Annotated in this window: 13 protein-coding genes; 6 read left to right on the top strand and 7 right to left on the bottom strand. The window is 42.8% G+C overall.

Going from position 1 to position 15,500, the window contains the following annotated elements; translation table 11 throughout:
- The first annotated feature begins 118 nt into the window (after positions 1–118).
- Positions 119–1,282, top strand: a complete 1,164-nt coding sequence (locus tag MNR06_RS01960) for an endonuclease/exonuclease/phosphatase family protein (protein WP_243538322.1) — start codon at positions 119–121, stop codon at positions 1,280–1,282.
- A gap of 54 nt (positions 1,283–1,336) precedes the next feature.
- On the opposite strand, the gene MNR06_RS01955 is transcribed toward MNR06_RS01960, so the two are convergent.
- The 5 genes from MNR06_RS01955 to MNR06_RS01935 all read right to left on the bottom strand — a co-directional run bounded on the left by MNR06_RS01955 (position 1,337) and on the right by MNR06_RS01935 (position 8,177).
- On the bottom strand, positions 1,337–2,290 hold the full coding sequence (locus MNR06_RS01955; RefSeq protein ID WP_243538321.1) for a hypothetical protein: 954 nt from the start codon (positions 2,288–2,290) through the stop codon (positions 1,337–1,339).
- Positions 2,291–2,373: 83 nt separating this feature from the next.
- Complete coding sequence (locus MNR06_RS01950; protein WP_243538320.1) at positions 2,374–3,555, bottom strand: RNA methyltransferase; 1,182 nt, start codon at positions 3,553–3,555, stop codon at positions 2,374–2,376.
- Complete coding sequence (locus tag MNR06_RS01945; protein WP_243538319.1) at positions 3,555–4,619, bottom strand: hypothetical protein; 1,065 nt, start codon at positions 4,617–4,619, stop codon at positions 3,555–3,557. Before MNR06_RS01945 ends, MNR06_RS01950 begins: the two co-directional genes overlap by 1 nt.
- Positions 4,620–4,633: 14 nt before the next feature.
- Complete coding sequence (locus tag MNR06_RS01940; protein ID WP_243538318.1) at positions 4,634–6,928, bottom strand: hypothetical protein; 2,295 nt, start codon at positions 6,926–6,928, stop codon at positions 4,634–4,636.
- Positions 6,918–8,177, bottom strand: coding sequence for a hypothetical protein (locus MNR06_RS01935; RefSeq protein ID WP_243538317.1), 1,260 nt, complete (start codon positions 8,175–8,177; stop codon positions 6,918–6,920). The genes MNR06_RS01940 and MNR06_RS01935 overlap by 11 nt, the downstream gene beginning before the upstream one ends.
- 205 nt (positions 8,178–8,382) lie before the next feature.
- Here MNR06_RS01935 and MNR06_RS01930 point away from each other — a divergent pair, with 205 nt between their 5' ends.
- Together MNR06_RS01930 and MNR06_RS01925 are read left to right on the top strand one after the other, a co-directional pair.
- On the top strand, positions 8,383–9,423 hold the full coding sequence (locus tag MNR06_RS01930) for a glycosyltransferase family 9 protein (protein ID WP_243538316.1): 1,041 nt from the start codon (positions 8,383–8,385) through the stop codon (positions 9,421–9,423).
- Positions 9,420–10,715: a 3-deoxy-D-manno-octulosonic acid transferase gene (locus MNR06_RS01925; RefSeq protein ID WP_243538315.1), complete on the top strand. Its 1,296-nt coding sequence runs from the start codon at positions 9,420–9,422 to the stop codon at positions 10,713–10,715. The genes MNR06_RS01930 and MNR06_RS01925 overlap by 4 nt, the downstream gene beginning before the upstream one ends.
- Here MNR06_RS01925 and MNR06_RS01920 read toward each other — a convergent pair.
- Positions 10,683–11,156, bottom strand: a complete 474-nt coding sequence (locus MNR06_RS01920) for a hypothetical protein (protein WP_243538314.1) — start codon at positions 11,154–11,156, stop codon at positions 10,683–10,685. The two genes, MNR06_RS01925 and MNR06_RS01920, sit on opposite strands and share 33 nt — an antisense overlap.
- Before the next feature lie 196 nt (positions 11,157–11,352).
- Between MNR06_RS01920 and MNR06_RS01915 the strand changes: the two genes are divergently transcribed.
- A complete protein-coding gene (locus tag MNR06_RS01915) occupies positions 11,353–12,489 on the top strand; it encodes a hypothetical protein (RefSeq protein WP_243538313.1) in 1,137 nt (378 codons plus the stop codon).
- Here the strand turns inward: MNR06_RS01915 and MNR06_RS01910 are convergent.
- Positions 12,486–13,232: a helical backbone metal receptor gene (locus MNR06_RS01910; RefSeq protein ID WP_243538312.1), complete on the bottom strand. Its 747-nt coding sequence runs from the start codon at positions 13,230–13,232 to the stop codon at positions 12,486–12,488. The genes MNR06_RS01915 and MNR06_RS01910 overlap by 4 nt on opposite strands.
- A gap of 122 nt (positions 13,233–13,354) precedes the next feature.
- Here MNR06_RS01910 and MNR06_RS01905 point away from each other — a divergent pair, with 122 nt between their 5' ends.
- Positions 13,355–14,647 (top strand): enoyl ACP reductase FabMG family protein, encoded by a 1,293-nt coding sequence (locus MNR06_RS01905; RefSeq protein WP_243538311.1) that lies wholly within the window; start codon positions 13,355–13,357, stop codon positions 14,645–14,647.
- Positions 14,648–14,655: 8 nt separating this feature from the next.
- Positions 14,656–15,498, top strand: a complete 843-nt coding sequence (locus MNR06_RS01900; protein ID WP_243538310.1) for an MBL fold metallo-hydrolase — start codon at positions 14,656–14,658, stop codon at positions 15,496–15,498.
- The last annotated feature ends 2 nt before the right edge of the window (positions 15,499–15,500 follow it).

Raw genomic sequence — 15,500 nt, 5'->3', positions numbered from 1 at the left:
ACACGTTACACAATACCCAAAAGTTAGACAGCCCGAGTCTCAACTGAAAGCTAAAATTTTTAGGCTTGTGTCGCTCTCTTAATCCCCTTAGAAATATGTCATGAGAAAAAATGCATTTATGTCTAAAAGTTTGACGCTGATTCTTTCACTTTCTTTGCTATCAGGCTGCGCTGTTAGCTTTAAAAAAGACAAATGGGACCTGCCACCTAAGGCCGCAGAAGAAGTTTCTGTGATGTCTTTTAACGTCGAAAACCTTTTCGATACAGTTCACGATAAAGACCGCAACGATCACACCTATTTGCCTTTAATGGTGAAAAGAAAAACTCCTGAATACCAACAAGCCTGTAAAGAAAATAGCGATAGTTCTTACCGACTGGGCGAATGCTTAGGCACTGATTGGAACGAACTTCAATTGGACAGCAAACTAAAAAATCTGACAGAAGTAGTTCTGGCTGTAGATGGCCAAGGACCTGATGTTCTAATGCTCATTGAAGTTGAAAATGAAAACGTCCTTAACATTTGGAATAAAGACTACTTAAAAAAAGCAAACTATCAAACGGTGGTGTTGCTTGAAGGCCCTGACAAACGCGGTATCGACGTAGGTTTGATGTCACGTTTCCCTGTGGTTGGTAAGCCTGTATTGCACATCATTCCATGGAAGCCAGAAAACGAAAAGGATGCTAAGTGGATGGCGCAATCCCGCGGCATCTTAGAAGTCACTTTGAAATTGCCTAACGGCGACCCAATGACATTCTTCACAGCTCACTTCCCATCCCAGGCAAATCCCACTTACTGGAGACGCCAAGCCACTGAGTTTTTAACAAAACTTATCAAAGACAAGGGACCGAATGCTTTAGTCATGGCTGGTGGGGACCTGAATATTTCTGCAGAAGAAGAAGATCGAGAAAAGTTCTTTGCCAACACTTTCAGCCAAGCCGGCGCTGTATCCCACTTAGTGGGCTGCAAAGAGTGCCAAGGAACCCATAACTATCGCAAGTCATGGTCTTTCCTTGATGCCCACATATACAGTAAGGCGTTGCTAGAAAAGGGCGCTGGAAGTTACCAAATGCTTCCAAATACCATCGATGTGATTCGCTATAGCGAAGTTCACCTTAAAAAAGGCAAATATCCTAAACGTTGGGATTACGAAAAAATGGATGGCGTTGCAGATCACTTCCCGCTTTACGTAAGATTAAAACAAAGAAGCTCAGCTAAAAATCCGGTAACGGAAGAACCTGTAAAAACAGAGCAAAAAGAAGTCAAAGCGAAGAAAAAGAAATAAAAAAAAGCCGCGGGAAACGCGGCTTTTTTTTTAAGTCTAAAGCTGTAATGAAGCTTAGAACAAAAGAAGTTTACTTAGATCCACCGTAGGGCGCTTTTGGCATTCACCAAGGCTTGTTTTAAAGCTGGAATTCAAAACTTCAACTGTGGTTTCAGTAGATTTTAATTCTCTCCCTTTACCCGTTACGATCTTAGAAGACCCTATCAGCGAGTTACACAAACCGACCATTTTTAGAAGATGATTTGTTCCTTCTACTTTCACGTCAACTAAACTGCCATCGTCTTTAACACGAGTTAATGTGCCTGAACTTTTCAAGACTTTTACATTTTCCGTCGCCAAACTTTCTTTATCAACTTCGGTCACAACCACAAGATTGAAATTTTCAAAAGCTTTTTGACCTTCTTTAGAAATTTGCACTTTGCTTTTTGTCGTCAAAGTGATCTCTAAAACAGAATCCGATTTTTCTTTCGCTGAAATTTTATAATTTTCTTCACCAAGGTTTGCGTAAGTTTTGCCTTTTTCTGAATTCGTTTTATCAAAAGATTGTTTTATATTCGCAGCAGTTACGGTCAACTCATCAGCTGTCGATAAAACATTGTACGTCTTTTTTTGTGACGTCTTAAAAGAACCTTGGGTCGTTGTATAATTAACTTCTGCGTTATCAAGAGAAATCACCAGCGAAACAGTCCCATCTTTTTCTTGGCGGTCTTTGATACGTGCATTGGATTTATCGCCTTTATCAATTTCCGCCGCCAAGCGATAAAGTTCAACCGACTCTACCTCTTTATCTAGAATGAGCGAAGACAATGAAAAGAAGCCAATTCTTGCCCCGCTAGAGGAATTAGATCGGCCACCATCTTTAGATTTCTTTTTAGCTTTTCTATCATTCTGCGCCTGGATTTTTAAGCGCAGATCTTTTTCAGTGACAGCCTTATCTGCAGGCGTACAAGCGGAGGTTAAGAGTGAGGAACCAAGAAATAATGCTGCTAAAAGAGATGATGTTTTCATGGACCAGGAATCTAACTTGAAACTCGGTAAGTTTCTAGAGGGAAGACGCCTAGTCACGGATTTCTGACTAATTCCTGAAAATTCTAAAGGCGTGTCAAAACTGTATACAGACAGCGAATGCCGCCATTGTTGATTTTAATCTCTTTAAGGCGGCGGTAGCCTTGTGGCACCGGCTGAACCTTTTCTTTGTCTGGATAAAGCAGGCCTATCCTGCGGGGGGTATAGCGACTGCACAGCTCATGGGCAAGACCCTTAAGCCCCTCTCCTGAGGCTGTGGGAAGGCGTTCTCCGTAGGGAGGATTCACAATCATCCACAGGTTTTCTGCTGCTAAACTTGGCCCCATTAAAGAGTCCCCTTGGGACACATCAAGATCAGCTTTAGAAAACGCCTTCTTTTGCACCAAGGAAATCTGCCTTTCAACTTCCTGAAAATTTTTTTCTACCACTTCAAGCATTTCAGAATTGATGTCTTTTCCAATGAACTTTTTAAAAGTTTTGGCTGGCGGCAAAGAATAATTGAACGCAAAACTATTCGATAAAAAAAGCTTCGGCGCTTTTTTCCATTTTTGAAAGGCAAAAGGTCTTACGAATTGTCCCGCAGCTAAAGAACGGGCCTCGGTTAAAAAGGTTCCAGCCCCCATCATTGGATCAAACAATGTGACCTCTGAAAGATCCGTATCCCCGTCAACCAGCTCTTTGATTAAAAAGCTAGCGATGGTTTCCCGCAAAGGGGCTTCACCCTTAAGAACAGTCCACCCCCGCTTGTGCAAATGTTCGCCGGTCGTATCTAAGCTGATGGTGCAGACATCGTCTTCCATTCTGATAAAGATGCTGCCACAAGGTTGTGCAGACGGTTTTATATTCGCAAAGATTTCCGTTAAGGCCTGTTCAGCACTTTCTTGCAGACGTTTTTCGTTATTAAGGCGGCTGGTTTTCGCAGCGACTTCCCATTCTACATTTGCTGAAGCCAGATATTCTAACCACGGAAGAGATTTGAATTTCTGATAGAATTTCGGCAGATCCCGGGCCTTGAAAGATGCCATCCGCAATAAAACTCTGTTGGCTGTCTTTAAGAAAAAATTAAGCTGCAATCCGATGAAAAGATCAGCTTCAAATTCAAGACCCCCTTCAAGAACTTGCACTTCAGTACAGGGAAGACCGTGGGGTTTTGCATCCTTCCCCAGAAGATGGGGCCAGATAGCTTTTAGATCTGCCAGAGTTCGCTCTTCAAACCCCAGTGGCGTTGAAACAAAAAAGCGACTCATTAGAATCTCCAGTAAGCATCAAACAAGAAGTAATACCCGTCCACCGGTGACAACTTTAAAGAGGTAATATCTGTGGAGTTGGCAGAAAAGCTTAAGTGGAACTTATCCCAAATTTTGAGATAAGTTAAAAATCCCCCGACGGCTTTTTTCTCGAAATTATAACTCGGTCCCACTAAGATGCGATCCCAGTTGTCTAAAATGAATTCGCTGCCTGATTGCAAAGAACTTGTACCTAACGATTTGATGGCCGTGGCATCTTCGGCTTCTTCAAAACTAAAAAGGGCGATGGATAAAAACGTATGTGAAACAACGCTTTCCGAGGAATACGAATCCCAGTGAATATTTAAATTCAGGGTTGAATTCGTTTGATTAGGAATTTTCGTAAAATTTAAACCCGCAGCAAAAACATTCGAATAGGATTCATACAATTGAAACTTCACACTGCCATTGGCAGCACCCAATAAATCAGCGGGGACCACAGTATTGATGGTTAACCATTTTTTAAGGCCGTAATTGACCTGACCGTACCAAGTAACAAGATATTCACCTTCCCACAAAGTTTCCGCCGTTTCACCGGCAGCAACACCTTGAGTGAACAGAGGTTTATACTTAGAAGAAATATTTTTACCTTGTTCTTTGATTAAAAGATCGGTGGTCCCTTTGTACTTTGGATTTTCAGAACTTAAATCCAAGTGCATGATTTGATCGCCCACTTGAATAAAGTTTAAGCGAGACTGTCTTAAAAGATCACAAGTGATGATGTAGGTGCCATCTGATTTTATTTCAATCCCAGTGACTTCAACAAATCCAACGATACCCACCCCAGGGGTTTGCGACTGCACGGCAATCACTTCCCCGATATACCAGTCACTGAAATGACTGATGGCCTTAAGGGTTTTGTTATCAATCAAATGATCAACGCGCCCCGAGGCTTCAGGACGAATGGCTTTGGCCTCTTCAAGGCTTGCAGGTTCGCGGACGACCACGGGCACTTCATCTTCAATAGAAGCAAAGGCTATGCTGCTGAAACTTAAGATAATCAAAACAAGCCATTTTAAGGTCATTTTTGGACCTTATCTTAATTTTTTGGCTTGTTCAATTCATCCTTCAAAGTTCCAAATAAACGCACAATTTCCATGCGTTCTGCATCCTTAATGCCCCACAGCTTCTGCAGTTGAAAACCTGTTAAATCCGCCGCTCCTGGAATCGTCCCTTTAAAAACAAGGTACGCAAAGCCCTCTTCTAAAAGCGTTTGATTCGTGATTTTTTTAATTGTTTTAAAGAACGGCGTAAATCGAGGGGAAGCGTCATAAACTTCTTCTAAAGAAAGTTTCGTGTTCCCATCTTTATCGAAAATGACCACTACTGCTTCTATGTAATGAAGAATTGTCACCATCGTGCGTATGTTGGCTGTTTCAACAAAACCGACTTTCTGATTCGGAGCCGCCGAAGCCACCGCAAGGTGGCGATAGAATTCTTCCCATCGCGCTTGATTTAAATCCGCAATATAACGGACCATTCCAGGTAAATTTGCAAAGTACTTGGCAAAATTATTTTTAAGGTTTTGTTTAAAACATTCCTCTTGTAAGTACGGCTTACCGAATACATCCAACTCTGCGACTGCACAATGAGCTGCTAAAGATTCACTTTGCAAACCTTCTGATGAAGCAAGACCTGCCGCGAATAAAGTACTAACAAATTCAAAGGATTCTTTTTGATCCATCAAGGCGTTGCCATCGCCACTGAACGTGAAAAAATTCGCCTCTAAAAAGCTGCGCGTCCCCGAATTCGCCGAGCGAGGATCAAAGGCTCCTGCATCCAATCCCAATTCTAGAAAATCGGCATACCAACCCACTAAACCAGTTTCATTCATGCCCACTTTGCTCATGCGTTCTTGACGACTTTCCCCGTATCCCAAAAGAAGAAGACGAGACAAAGCACGCATGATGTTACCCTTAGTCAACGAAGCCCACGTATGGCGGATAGCCGCAGCTTTAGCAATGGCAAGCTTTCCTTCTGCTGTGAAGCTCACAGTCATTGAAGACTTATAAAGCTCACCCACATCTTGCCACGCAGCGAGCAAAGCACTTTGTTCAAAGGCATCATCGCGGGCCGCAGCATCGACACTTTTGTTTTTATCGAAACTTTCAAAAGCAGAAACCAATTGAGCTTGAGTCAGAAAAATATTTTTATCATCACCAAGGCCATCTATAAACTCTTGCTGTAAACGCCAGATATTGAATTCGCGCTGTAAAGAGGCAAGATGCTTTTTTTCTAAACCCAATACGGATCTAGAATCCATTTTTCGCTCAGGATCTAAAATCTTCATTAAAACGGCACGGTAGGTTTTCTTGATCGACTTTGTGCGAATCTGCTTGGTGATTCGTGGCAAGGCCTGATCAATCAGATTATCAATGTCCGCTACGGGAATAAGTCCTTTGGTTTTCATTTGATGGGCATTGCCTAAAAGGTGAAGACCTTGCTCCATAAACTGCGAGGCCTGAGAAAGCTTTTCTTTGTTATCAAACTTTAAATCACTTAAAGAGTAGTGGTACTTTAAAGCCATCTCGTAAAGTGAAATCAATGTGTTAAGGCTATCGTTCCACTGATAAAGCCCCGTGAATTGAGCTTGCTGTCCCATCAGAACATTCTTCACAGCTTCTACAACGCCCACCCAGTTGCTGTAGCGTTCATACGGGGCAAAGGGTTCTTCACCGCGAATGAATTCGCCAAACCCGGCTAAGGCCCTTTTAGCGTCATCAAAACTATAGTCTGACTTTGCAATCTGGGTTTTTTCTAAAAGCTTTTGTAAGCTTAGACGCAGCTGTTCGGTGGCCGACGAAATAGTTTCCCATGGCAGTTCACCTTTTTTTGAAATCAAAAGAATGACCTTCATGTGCGGAGCCAACGTCACAGCCTCGTCACGGACTGCATTTAAAATATCAATCAAACGCGTGATTTCATCTTTAGTGATATAGGCCGTAGAGCCCCCTAACAGGGCTCTTTTAATTTTCATTAACTCGGCTGCAAATTCCGGGGTGACGTTGTTTTGTTTTAAAAAATATTTGCCAAAGAAACGACGCATTTCTTCAACGGTATAACCGCCATCAATGGAACCGAAAGTCCGCTTATTAAAATATCTTAGGGCCTCACTCATACAATTAAAGCCCTGTTTGACTTCTTCTGCTTGCGCTTCACCAATAGAATAAAGCTTTAGCTGGGCTGGAATGGCCTGCAAGCATTTAAAACGCGTGTCCGAAAATTCGATAACTTCGGGTTCTGTCTTTTTGCCATTTAAAAACTCGCTGCATCCGACAGAGCTTAAAGCGATGCCGCAAGCTAAGGCCCTACTTACGATTTTTTTAAAAGACATAAGCGGCCCCTACCATGAAACGATCGTTGTTCACAAATTGGGAAATTTCACTTTGATTTTCTGCCGTCATGGAATCAGCTTTCACCATTTGCATTTCGCCGATAAAGGACCACATCGCCGACAAACGCAAACGAGTGCTTAAACGTATAAGATCAAACTTATTTTTTTGTGAATGGGTGTAACTGATTTTACCCATCAATCGGCGACTTTTTGAAAAGTTATAATTTGTTAAAAAGGCCACTTGTTGAGCCTGTTTATAAGGGTAACGGGTCATTAAAGAGGCTCGGCCTGGATTGGCAAGCTCCCCTTCTTCTTTGATGTCTCCACCATAAATATCTAATTGTTGGAAGTTGATTCCGTAGCGACCGTTATTCCACTCAATAAAAGGACTGATCAACAAAGCTTCTTCGAAAACAGGATGGGTCCACTGTTCTTCAAAGATCTCATCTTTGTTAGGTCTATCTAATATTCCACTCAACCCCACACGCCACTGGTTGATTTTGTATGTTACATCAGCACCCGCAAGCGAGTGATAAAAAACTTGGGGTTGTAAATCCACGACACCTTTAAGTTGAGCGACATCAAGATTACCTTGATAACCAATCGCCAACTGATTGGCAGGCTTGTAAGTGTAACTTAGCTGCCCACGGAAGCTTTGCGGATCACCGAAGCTTAATTTCATCCCGAAAGAATTTTGCATCACAACCTGGGCTTCATTGGGCTTTTCAAATTTATAATCAATAGCAGTGGCCTCACTCCAAATACGAATGCTTTCTGGGGGTCTGCGGAACCAAGGATTTCCTTTTACGAAACTGCCATTTTCTATTTCAAAACTAGGCCCCTGATCTGGCAAATAAAACGGCGAGGCAAATAACACCATCGTGTAATAAGGCTTATCCATTTGCCAAAAAATTCCACTTAATCCTTGGCGCTCTGGCGACAATGGGTTCCACTTAAATAACGGTTCCCACACACCCAAATCCCAACGGGCATCAAGTTCGTTCCACAAAATTCGTTTTCGGCCTAAGATAAAGGATTCATTTTCATTCTGGCGATTCTGCACATAAAACTCAGAGATGTTCAAATAATTCAAAAGCGGAGCACCTACGGCCACGCCGCCGGAAATATCCATTTTTAAAGTCCCCTCTTCGAAAGGGTCCGTTTTAAGTTGTGCACCGATAAATTGGTAATTAGTTTTTTGCGTAGCTTCAAAGGCAGGACTGATAAAGGAATCTGAAAATAGTTTCATTTCGGTCTGCACCTGCGCAGACGCGAGAATTGGAAATAAAAGCAGTAAAAGGGCCCCAAAAATGGAGTGACCAAAAAAAGGCATAGGTCTCCTTACCTTGGGTATAGATCAAAGCCTGTGCCCAGACGGCGGCCACTTTATGAACTCTGCTTTTAAAAACTTTTAAACAAGTGACCTTTTTGGCCGTCTTTGGTAGGATTTAGGGATGACTCAAAATGAGACTAAAAATGCTAAATTTTTAATCATTCGCTTTTCCAGTTTTGGAGATGTGGTGCAGACTTTGAGCGTTCCTGCAGCGCTTAAGCAAACCTATCCCAAGGCGGAAATTCATTGGGTCACGCGCAAAGACATGGCACCCTTGCTGCAAAATCATCCTGCCATTGATAAGATCTGGGAGTTTGATAGAAAAAACGGTGTGCGCGGTCTGATTCAACTTTGCTTTGAAATGCGCAAAGAAAACTTCACCCACATTTATGATGCCCATAACAACAGCCGATCGCGCATTATTGGTATGATCTTGCGCCCAATGGGTGTTATTGGTGTCGGTCCTCAATTTATTCGCCGTTCGATTCGCCGTTGGAAAAGATTTTTGCTTTTTAGATTTCGCATTAATAAATTCGAGATGCCTTTTAATGGCCAGCGCGATCTTTTAGAGCCGTTAGAACAATGGGGCGTACCAAGATTGGCTCCGCCTTCCCCACAAATTTTTCCTAGCGAAGAAAGTCACAAAAAAGCGTTGGACGTTCTTGGCTCTTATGCCGGCGCTATTGCGTTAGCCCCTTCCGCTGCCTTCTTTTTAAAACGTTGGCCTAAAGAATATTGGAAAGAGCTTATAATGCTTTTCCCAAATCAAAAGTTCGTGCTGTTAGGTGGACCGGAAGATTCCTTCATTGAAGACATCCGCGACGTCGCCCCTGATCGAGTTTTAAACTTGGCTGGGAAGTGTTCATTGCAAGTCAGTTCCAGCGTCGTTGCACATTCGGCGGCGTTAGTAAGTAATGATACTGGGTTGTTACACGTGGCTGAACAACTGGGGCAAAAAACCATCGCGTTGATGGGACCGGCTCCCTTTGGTTTTCCTTCGCGCCCGACTACTAAGGTGATGGAAATAATGCTTCCGTGCCGTCCTTGCAGCAAACATGGTCAGGGCCCTTGTGTGAATAAAACCAAATTTCATCAGTGCCTGGTGGATATCACTCCCCTTCATGTGGCCGCTGAACTTAGAATGTTATTAGGTCGTCGATGAGCAGCTTTGTTTTCTTTCTTTATAAGTATCTTTTAGTTCCTTTCACTTTTATTTTGGGTCAGGCGTTACGCCCGATCTTGAACAATAAACTAAAGGAACTGACCGTTGATAAAAACCATGGCTTTTACAAACTTAAAAAAGCTAACAGTGAAAAGGAAATCAATTCCGTTCGTCCCATTTGGATCCATGCTGCCAGTGGGGAAATCGAATATGCTCGCCCTTTAATTCGTGAATTAAAAAAGCAATATCCCGACATTCCGATTCTTGTGAGCTATTCATCCCCGTCAGCTAAAAAGATTTTGAACAACATTCAAGAAATCGACGTCTGGGCAGCCCAACCTTGGGAATTTTCGTTTTCAATAAAAGCCTTCATAAAAAAATGGAATCCGCGCATGCTGCTATTTGCGCGCACGGATGTGTGGCCTGTTTTAGCAAGTGAAGCGAAGAAAAATGATCTTCCCTGCATCTTGTTTTCAGCGACATTTGCAGATAACTCAAGCCGCTTGGGTGGACTGACTCGTTACCTTACTACTTATGCGCTAAATCAGCTTTCACAAATTCACTGCGTATCCCAAGAAGACGTTCTGAACTTGCAGAAGTTAAACTTGAAAGTCCCCGTCATCGCCAGTGGCGACACGCGATTTGATCAAGTGTTTCACCGCCTGGAAAACCCCCGCGTACTGAAAAGCGAGTTAATGCCTGGGCCTGAGGATTTTGTTTTTATTGCGGGTTCAACTTGGCCCGAAGACGAAGCCGTACTGATTCCTGGTTTAGCAAAACTTAAAAACGTCCATATTCAAATTATTTTAGCGCCCCATGAAACAACGCCAAAGCATCTTGAAAGCTTAGAACAACAGCTTAAAGACGCAGGCTTGCGTTTTGTTCGCTATTCGCAAGCTCAGATCTGGCCTGCGGGATCAGTCTTGATAATCGATCAAGTGGGCATTTTAGCAGAGCTTTACACCTGGGCGGATATTGCCTTTATTGGCGGCTCGTTTAAAAAACAAGTGCACAGCGTGATGGAAGCCTTGGCTGCGGGTTTACCAGTGATGGTCGGACCTCACCACCAGAACAACCGCGAAGCTTTGTATTATCAAAAGAAAAACTATTCTTCAGGAATGATCGTTCAAGTTATTCATAACCCCGAAGACCTGGTCGTGCTTTTAGAACGTATTAAGAAAAAGCAGGACAACATCGCCCACATCAAAGAAGAAATTCGCGCTGAAATCGGCAAGAATCGCAATTCCACTCAGCGGGTTTTATCGGGAATAAATTTGGGTGCACGAATCTAGGCAGCCCTTGGCGTCTTGCTGAGTTTCACCTAAGTCAGCGCCACGGACAGTGGCGATATAATCTTGTTCGTCAAACCGAGTTCCGTGGTGACAATCTTTAAGATCTTTTTCTTCTTTGTACCAGCCGACATAATCAGCGGTGCGCTTGCTGATTTCCTGGGAAATTCGGCAACCCACATAGCAGTGAGCCAGTTTATCGGATTTCTTTTTTAGTTTATTCGCCAAATCTTTTTCGCTGGAATAAAGACTATAGGCTTTCATCAAAGAAAATGGATTGGGCATTCCGGGATGCTTTTGATTCCACAAAGAAAGCTCATCATCATAGTCCGCTTGCGTTTGAAAGACTTCACCGGTGCGCGGATTGTTTTCACTTTTAAAACACAGGTCTGCGGCGCTTGCATTGAATGAAATAATACTTAAAACGAGGAGCCATTTTTTCATAAGACGCTAATTTACCAGGTTGCCTGCATTTACAGGAACTTACCTAACGGCAAGGTAATAATTCCCAAAGCGGTGCCGTGTTTTGTCCCAGGGTAAACAGTTCTACATTGGACCGCGTATCAAGTTCTATTAGTTGCAACTTAAGCATCACTTCTTCAGCACGGAACTTGTATTTATTTTGTGTTGAGAGGTAACCATGAAATCTGTAATTTCAACAGCTTGTCTCATTTTGATAATTTCTGGCTGGGCCCACGCTCAAGGTCAGAATGTAAATTCCTCAGTGACACCTGCTGCGAAAAAGGAAAAACGTTTTTCCGCGGAATGGCGTTTTAGACTTTCTGGCTCCTCTTACCAAGATGAAACCAGTCAATCCAAAGTGGTCGACATTAGAACAGACATTAAAGCCAAATACGATCTTAGCAAAAATCTGCAGTTAGATATTCAGCCGGCTCTGCGCATGCAATCAGGCCAGACGAATTCGATGGTGGGCGCCTACCAACCTGAAAACAAGATCAGCCTTGTGCAAGCGGCAGCCCACTATGAGCCCTATTTAGAAATGAAAATATCCGGCGGCGCTCTTAATCAGAAATACATGCATTCAAGCCTTCTTGTCGACCCTATTGCATTCCCTGCCGCACGCATCGAAGGAAACTGGGCGGTAGGAAAACTAAAAACTAGTATTGATGCAGAAACTGCGATTCCAACATCGTCAACATTAAGCACGAATACGAAAGAGTTAGAAAGTACTCCAGCATTAAATTCAGCTGCGGCAAAATTTATTTGGGAACTGGAAAAGAATTTGTATTGGAAAACTTCGTTGGGCTATTTCGTTTACTCAAATCTTCCTTCCGCCGTGGCGCAAGCTTCGGCAAAACTTGGTAACGATATTAAAAAGATTTCTGATAAAGAGTATGAGTTCATTTATAAATATGAAGGCGTCGAAGCATCGACCGAGGTTAAATTCCCTGTTTTAGATTCTTTAGACTTAGCACTTGGCGGTGAATATCTGTTAAATCAAAAAGCTCCGGCTGATTTAAATGCTGCCTTCCGGGTGAATCTTGCTGGCGAAATTCATATGAATCCGAATACGGATATTGTTCTTGGTGGAAGTTACTTCCAAGTTCAACCCGAAGCTGCTGTAGCTTATTTTAATGCAGCAGGATCAGACACCAATCGCATTGGGCATTCTGCGGATGTTTCATTTGTGTTTAAAAAAGATGGCTTCACTGCGGGGGCTTCTTATGTAGAAACAGAGCTGATGTACACCAATGATGTGCAGTTGAAAGAAAAAACTTTGTTGCTAAGACTGCAAACTTTATTCGTAAGCCTTTAAGATTTAGGGAACAATGTATCCCGCATAAATTCCAAACTGCGAATCCCAAACCAAGAATAGGATTCGCCATTTACAATAGCTCCTTCCACATTCAGTGCTTTCAGGTCATTTATCTTTTTTTGAAATGGATAGGGCTCTGAAGAAAATAACAGAAACGATTTTTCATAATCTTCAATATCAATCACGGGGTATTTTTCATCGATGGGAAATTCAACCATCTTAGCCCCCAACTTCTGTAATACAGAGCCAATGTAAGTTTGCTGACTCACCGTCATCCAAGGCTTTTTCCAGATTAAATACACGACATTTTCATATTCTTTTTGCGAAGGAGTTTTCACCCATTCCATGAACCCTGGAATTTTCTGAAAGTCCCAAGCCGCCGTCGGAGCTTCTAAAACATCTAAAGCATCCACGGCCCACTCCATCAACAGGGGACTTTCGAAATGCTCGCCTAAACGCACTAATTCTTTTTGCAATGTTTCTAATGACGACACGTGGGTGGCTAAGTAAGGAACAGGGCAGTTTTCTGCCATATCTAATGGATTTTCCTCTTCATCCAACAACACTAAATCAGGCTTAAGATCGGCTACTAATTCCCACGACACATCCTTTGTGCCACCCACAATAGGAATATTAGTGATCATTTTAGGAGGATGAATGCAAAAACGCGTGCGTCCAACAACTTCGACTCCCGCCCTTAATAGGGTTTCAGTCCATGATGGCACCATACTCACAACACGCATCGATCCTCCAAATGCAGCAACAGAATTAGGTTACATTACCCACCGAGCCAATGGGAGTCAAAAACTTGACCGCCCCTGCAGCCTAGCACACTATGTGTGTCTTAAATTGTGAGGTGTATATTATGACGCAACTCTTCCCTCTTCGTGAAAAACCTGCTTTGAGTCCCTACAAAAAAGGCGACGTTCTTGTGTTATTCGGCGAACTTTTTTCTCGTGGATACGCAAACGGCTTAGTTGAAGAAGCTGAGCGCCGTGGCATGACCATCGTGCGCGCAACCGTGGGCCGCCGTGAAAAAGACGGCACTCTTCGCCCTTTGACTGCGGAAGAATCTGCAAACATTCCTCAACCATTTATCAATGTGCCGCTTGAAGCGGGCTTTGATATGGATAAAGATTCTAAAGGTGTTTCGCCTGACGAAGTTTTAAAAGAAGTTAAAATGAGCGAATGGGATAAGGCCAAACTTGATTGGACTTCGATTGAAGAATCCCGCAAAGCTGGAATCGCCCGCTTTAAAATGAACACTGAACAATTCGTAAAAGAATTGGAAAAAGTGATTCCTGCTGGTGCTAACGTTCAGTTTGCGCACTTGATGGCTGGTGGTGTTCCCCGCGCGAAAGTTTTAATGCCACTTTTAAATAGAACTTTCAAAGGTGCTGGCGACAGACACATTCCTTCCCAAGCGTTGATGGATTCAGACATTGGCCAATTATGTTTGAAAAACTTTATTGAAGTGACTGCTGAAACCTTCCGCCACTTGATTGAAATTTCTGCTCCGCTTCGTAAAAAGATTGAAGCTGGTGGCAACCATGTCTCTTACTCTGCTTACGGATACCATGGCACTGAAATACTTATTAATGGCCAATACAAATGGCAAACCTACACGCCTTATTTCCAGGGCTGGGCGAAAATGGCTTTAGAGAAAATCTCTGAAGATTTCTTTGCTCAAGGTATCAACTGCTGCGTTTACAACTGCCCAGAGATTCTTACGAACTCATCTGGTGTGTTCCAAGGTGTGGAAGTTTCTTTGTATCCTTTATTACTTGCGATGCAAAAAGACACTGGCGACAAAAACCACGCGGACCAGGTTTTTGCTGAATGCAAAAAACTGTTAAAAGACGAAGTTTCTTTCGATCAGATTTTGAAATTCACTGATGACTATATGACAAGCCCTTTGGTGAAAGACTTCTGCAAGTTTGAACAGTGGCCTCAGCATTCGCGTTTAGACCAGATGGAAAACATGTTGAATGCTTCTGAGCATCTTTATAGCCTGCATAAGGACGATAAACATTTGATCACGTTCCCATTAAGTGAAGTGGTCTTTAAATCCTGCGGCTATGTGATGTTGCATGACTCTTGGAAACCCAAAGCTCCGGTGGCATGGATCGGTCACGATCTAGTTGCACGTTGCATGTAAGATAAAATATGGCAATCCAGGCTGGAGAAAGTTGGAGTTACGACAAGTATAAATTCTACGGCTTATCGCTGTCGGGAATTCGTACTGGAATAACCATGCCCGACCTTTCTTTGGCCTTTGATGTGGCCCAAGGTTATCCATATCTTCTTCATTTAAAAAAATATTTTATCACCCATGGTCACTTAGACCATGCGGCAGGCATTCCGTATATCATCTCGCAAAAAGCGATGAACTCCCAAGAAGGTCCTAAGTTTTATATGCCAGGTTCCTTGGTTGAACCGATGGATAAAATTATGAAACTTTGGGAGCAGATTGAAGGTCATACCTATACCTATGAATTCATTCCTGTGGCTGCGGATTACGTGATTGAATTGAATCCGCAAACCTATGTGAAGGTGTTTCCGACCACTCACCGAATTGAATCTTATGGTTATACGGTGTTTGAGGTTCATAAAAAGTTAAAAAAAGAATACCTGGGATTAGAACGCGATGAAATCATCAACTTGCGACGCCAAGGAATTGATATTAACGATATCATTCATACTCCGGTCGTTAGTTTCACCGGTGACACACAAATTGAGTTTTTAGATTCTAGAGATTGGGTTCGAAAATCAAAAATCTTGATTATGGAATCAACTTATCTTGATGATCGCAAAACCATCGAACAAGCCCGTCAATGGGGCCATATCCATATTGATGAAGTGATTCCAAGATTGCACGAAATTGAGAGTGAAAAGATTGTCTTTATTCACGCAAGCAGCCGCTATTCTGATGGCGAAGCCCGCCGACTGCTCTTTGAGAAAATTCCGCCCGAATACCACGATCGTATCGAGATGTATCCGGGCCGTTAGTT

Origin of the sequence: Bdellovibrio reynosensis (assembly GCF_022814725.1) — a bacterium.
In the GTDB taxonomy this organism is placed as follows: Bacteria; Bdellovibrionota; Bdellovibrionia; order Bdellovibrionales; family Bdellovibrionaceae; genus Bdellovibrio; species Bdellovibrio reynosensis.
This window is presented reverse-complemented; position numbering and strand designations above follow the sequence as displayed.

Bases quoted from the DNA above. Each gene is read 5' to 3' on its own strand.
- MNR06_RS01925 (WP_243538315.1), top strand. From the start codon at position 9,420: ATGAGCAGCTTTGTTTTCTTTCTTTATAAGTATCTTTTAGTTCCTTTC.
- MNR06_RS01910 (WP_243538312.1), bottom strand. From the start codon at position 13,232: ATGCGTGTTGTGAGTATGGTGCCATCATGGACTGAAACCCTATTAAGG.
- MNR06_RS01945 (WP_243538319.1), bottom strand. From the start codon at position 4,619: ATGACCTTAAAATGGCTTGTTTTGATTATCTTAAGTTTCAGCAGCATA.
- MNR06_RS01955 (WP_243538321.1), bottom strand. From the start codon at position 2,290: ATGAAAACATCATCTCTTTTAGCAGCATTATTTCTTGGTTCCTCACTC.
- MNR06_RS01950 (WP_243538320.1), bottom strand. From the start codon at position 3,555: ATGAGTCGCTTTTTTGTTTCAACGCCACTGGGGTTTGAAGAGCGAACT.
- MNR06_RS01930 (WP_243538316.1), top strand. From the start codon at position 8,383: ATGACTCAAAATGAGACTAAAAATGCTAAATTTTTAATCATTCGCTTT.
- MNR06_RS01935 (WP_243538317.1), bottom strand. From the start codon at position 8,177: ATGAAACTATTTTCAGATTCCTTTATCAGTCCTGCCTTTGAAGCTACG.
- MNR06_RS01940 (WP_243538318.1), bottom strand. From the start codon at position 6,928: ATGTCTTTTAAAAAAATCGTAAGTAGGGCCTTAGCTTGCGGCATCGCT.
- MNR06_RS01905 (WP_243538311.1), top strand. From the start codon at position 13,355: ATGACGCAACTCTTCCCTCTTCGTGAAAAACCTGCTTTGAGTCCCTAC.
- MNR06_RS01920 (WP_243538314.1), bottom strand. From the start codon at position 11,156: ATGAAAAAATGGCTCCTCGTTTTAAGTATTATTTCATTCAATGCAAGC.
- MNR06_RS01960 (WP_243538322.1), top strand. From the start codon at position 119: ATGTCTAAAAGTTTGACGCTGATTCTTTCACTTTCTTTGCTATCAGGC.
- MNR06_RS01900 (WP_243538310.1), top strand. From the start codon at position 14,656: ATGGCAATCCAGGCTGGAGAAAGTTGGAGTTACGACAAGTATAAATTC.
- MNR06_RS01915 (WP_243538313.1), top strand. From the start codon at position 11,353: ATGAAATCTGTAATTTCAACAGCTTGTCTCATTTTGATAATTTCTGGC.